We start from the raw sequence: 3,610 nt of genomic DNA, 5'->3' as shown, positions 1-3,610 counted from the left end.
CTACCGCATCAATAGATATTTTGATTCGATCTCCTGGCTTCACTTCTTTTTTATCCACACTTATACTATTGAAAGTAGGGGCCTGGACATCTACAGCTGCATAGACAGCACTACCTCCTAATTGAATATTAAGTAAGATTACTAAACTTAATACTAAAATTAAAATTTTTTTTGTGATTTTCATGTTTCTTTCTCCTAATTTTGATTGTAATAGGTAAAAATGGACTTAGACTATCAATACCTTCATAAACCGATTTTTGTAACCCGCCCACAAAAAAGGACTTATTCTTTTCGGGTTTAATTATAGATTACACCCCCTCTCCTTTTCTCTAAAAATCCCTAGATTTACTCCTAAACAAAACAACTTATTATCATTATATATTAATTAAAAATCCAAGTAAAAATTTTCATCGTAAACTATGGTAAATATTCACTAATCAAAAACCATCCACTATTAATAATCATAATCTTTGTACATTTCCCCCCTCTTGAATTACCCATATCTTATATTGTGTGTAACTGACCCCTTCGCTGAATCCCTTGCTATCATTGACTTAATTAAACTTTTTCTTTTGAGTTACACAGTACGAAATTTATGAGTAACTGTATAGGAGTACCACCAGCATTTTAAAAAAACACGCTAAGCAAAAAATACAATAAGCTGCCCATATGGACAGCTTATTTACATAATTTTCGTTATTGGAAGTTAATTATATTTTTCTACGTACTAAATAAAAAGCTAAGGAACCAATAATAATAGGTGTAACCAAACTAGAAGAATATGGATTTTTAAGAAGAAAGAGTATAAGTATATAGATAACAGCTAGTCCTATAAATACAGGAATTCCAAATCGAAACTCCCTACATTGTTTTATGTTCCTGTATAATACTTCTCCAATTAGGCAAGGTACAAGATTTAGTATACTACCATATATGATGAGAATTATAGTGAATCCAACTATGTTAGGCAAACCCAAATCATTCTGGGAAGAATAACTAGGATCAGAAATATATGGTATTAAGAACCATATGATATTAAAAGTAAGCAGACTTGCAGCATAACTATTTACAAATTTTTCCGATTCAATTACAAATTTTTTCAACGTAATCATCCTCACAATTTCCTAATATTATCTTCATTGTATGACAGTTACCATTAAGTAAGATAGATAAAATGTGAAATGAATACCCTATACATGAGAGGTTAACATAACGCATCATTATCGGTAGCAATGAAAAGAGGAAACCATACGCTCACCAAGGAACCCTGTTTTTTTGTTCTATGGATCTATGCATTTTTTTATACATCCCTATCCTAGCGCGGTTTTAGGGTTCTTGTTTGTTATTGGAACTGTATAAAATCTTGCATACTCTTAGCGTGTTTTTTTCCAAAATGCTACGATACCCCCAGATTTAGAAAGAAATAAGCAATGATTAGATTTTAAACCTAGTCATTGCTTTATCCATTGCATCTTGGTTTACACCTATATAGCGTAACGTGACCTTCTCTGACGAGTGATTGAATATCTCCATAAGTAATGCTATGTTTTTCGTTTGCATGTACATGTGATACCCGTATGTTTTTCTTAACGTATGTGTTCCTATTTCATCTAACCCAAACTCTGCCGCTGCTCCGCTTAATATCTTATATGCCATGCTACGACCAATTGGACGATTCTTACCTTGTCTACTTTGCAATAAATACTCATTGTCTTCTCTTTCTATAATAAACCATTTAAGTTCTTTTTTTAGTGCTGCAGTAATTTGTATTCGTTTCTGTTTCCCTGTTTTCTTTTCCCGCATAGATATATGACTGCCTTTAACATCCCCTACTTTCAATTTCAAAATATCTGAGATTCTGAGACCTGTATTAATACCCATAATGAAGAGAATGTAATTACGTAAGCTCTTTTCCTTAAAATACTCTTTTAAATGCTGTATTTGCTCTGGATTACGTATTGGTTGAACAAAATTCATTATTCATTACCTCCAGTTTCTTCTGTCTCATATACTTCTAATCTAAGAGCAAAAGCTAATTTATAAAAAGCATTAGATTTATTTCGTCTATACGTACGCTCACTCATACCAATTTCGTTATAAACCATGTAATCAAAGACTTCTTCATCTTCTAAATATCGTTTTACAATAATATCCCTTTGATTTTTACTAAAACGACTTAATGCCTTATCAATTTGAAAAGATAAACGTTGTAATTTCACTTCTCTTTCACTCATAGCAACATTTGCTAAAGCGATATCTTCAGCTGGCTTCCCTACTATATTTGTTATACCGTGATATCTTACCTCGCTAGATGCTGTAACCTTCATCTCATGTCTAATCATCCCAAATTGTCTATAAATACGAACATTTTCCAGAATCTCTTCTAAACGAACCTGCGTTGCTTTGCGATCAATTTTAGGTAAGAACGTTAATTGCGTCATATATAAAAACACCCCTTATATATTTTGTTAATAAAACCAAAAAAGCGGACACCAAACTACAGAGGCAATATCACTAACGCTCTTATAGTTCGATGTCCGCTGGTTCTTCCAGTAGGACCATATATCTAATTTCTACTATTATATCATTTCTCTTAAATTCTTGTTACGTTTTTCCCCATACCTATTTAAATATAAATTCAACTTACTCCCATTTAAACTATTTATCTACCGCTCGCTTATAGCACCACACTACAACATCGAACGATTAAAATAACTCAAAACAATCATTAGATGTTGTTCGTTTTAACAAAAACTATAAAAAACAGCTATCCTTAGATAACTGCTTTTTTATTGAACCTTATTTAATTATTTTGTAAGAATACTTAATCAACTGATTGAGGGTAACTTTTTTGTAACCATTTCCCAATATACAGCTATACTTGTTCTTCCAATATTGTATCCACTAATTTTAAATATGTGATAAACATATTCTACATTCAAACTTAATGTTTATTAAAATGGTAAGTATGGTTTCGGATCTACTTGTCCACCTATATACTGATTCTTAATTTCGAAGTGTAAATGGTTCCCAGTAGAATCGCCTGTACTACCTACTTTTCCTATTACTTGACCTTGTTGTACATGTGCTCCTACAGTAGTTAAAATTGAGTCCATATGACCGTATAATGTCCAAAGTCCGTCTTCATGTCTAATAACTACCGCATTTCCATATCCACCAAATCCTTGGCCTCTTACACCAAAACCAGCAAATTGTACAGTTCCTGATTTAGATGCCATTATTGGTGTACCCTTTGCTGCTGCGAAATCAATACCTTTATGCACTGTCCCCCAACGACTTCCATACCATGAACTCACATTTGGGTTTTTTACAGGTATTTGATATTTAGAAGAACCAGAATCTGTTTCATGCGGGTTCATCCACTTGTCGCCTTCCCAAGTTTTAATCTTTAACCATCCACTAGGTGTTCCATCTATTATTCTAAAATTCTGTGGATTATACACTGCTCCAGCGTTTGCTTTTCCTGAACTAAATGAAGGCTCGTTATACGCATAGAATGATTTATTTATAAATCTTTCTTCTCCATCTAGATTCATCCATTTCTCGCCTTCCCATGTTTTAACCTTTAACCAACCACTAGGTGTCCCAT

Annotated in this window: 5 protein-coding genes; all 5 read right to left on the bottom strand. The window is 32.9% G+C overall.

Going from position 1 to position 3,610, the window contains the following annotated elements; translation table 11 throughout:
- On the bottom strand, window positions 1-184 hold a 184-nt coding region (locus tag MR115_RS29425), incomplete at its 3' end, for a hypothetical protein (RefSeq protein WP_242243832.1).
- Window positions 185-710: 526 nt separating this feature from the next.
- The gene (locus tag MR115_RS29420; RefSeq protein WP_098132048.1) at window positions 711-1,112 is read right to left on the bottom strand and encodes a hypothetical protein; all 402 of its coding nucleotides are present in this window, start codon (window positions 1,110-1,112) and stop codon (window positions 711-713) included.
- 322 nt (window positions 1,113-1,434) lie between these two features.
- Window positions 1,435-1,977 (bottom strand): site-specific integrase, encoded by a 543-nt coding sequence (locus MR115_RS29415; protein WP_242243831.1) that lies wholly within the window; start codon window positions 1,975-1,977, stop codon window positions 1,435-1,437.
- A complete protein-coding gene (locus MR115_RS29410; RefSeq protein ID WP_242243830.1) occupies window positions 1,977-2,441 on the bottom strand; it encodes an ArpU family phage packaging/lysis transcriptional regulator in 465 nt (154 codons plus the stop codon). The genes MR115_RS29415 and MR115_RS29410 overlap by 1 nt, the downstream gene beginning before the upstream one ends.
- Window positions 2,442-2,954: 513 nt before the next feature.
- Window positions 2,955-3,610, bottom strand: a 656-nt coding sequence (locus tag MR115_RS29405; protein WP_242243828.1) for a M23 family metallopeptidase, incomplete at its 5' end; no start/stop codon positions are given.

The sequence above is a fragment of the Bacillus cereus group sp. BfR-BA-01309 genome (assembly GCF_022664315.1).
Classification (GTDB): Bacteria; Bacillota; Bacilli; order Bacillales; family Bacillaceae_G; genus Bacillus_A; species Bacillus_A mobilis.
Note: the sequence above shows the minus strand (reverse complement) of the source record. Positions and strands in the feature narration are given on the sequence as shown.

What these genes read in the sequence shown, in the direction of transcription:
- MR115_RS29420 (WP_098132048.1), bottom strand. Translation starts at nt 1,112, where the DNA reads ATGATTACGTTGAAAAAATTTGTAATTGAATCGGAAAAATTTGTAAAT.
- MR115_RS29415 (WP_242243831.1), bottom strand. Translation starts at nt 1,977, where the DNA reads ATGAATTTTGTTCAACCAATACGTAATCCAGAGCAAATACAGCATTTA.
- MR115_RS29410 (WP_242243830.1), bottom strand. Translation starts at nt 2,441, where the DNA reads ATGACGCAATTAACGTTCTTACCTAAAATTGATCGCAAAGCAACGCAG.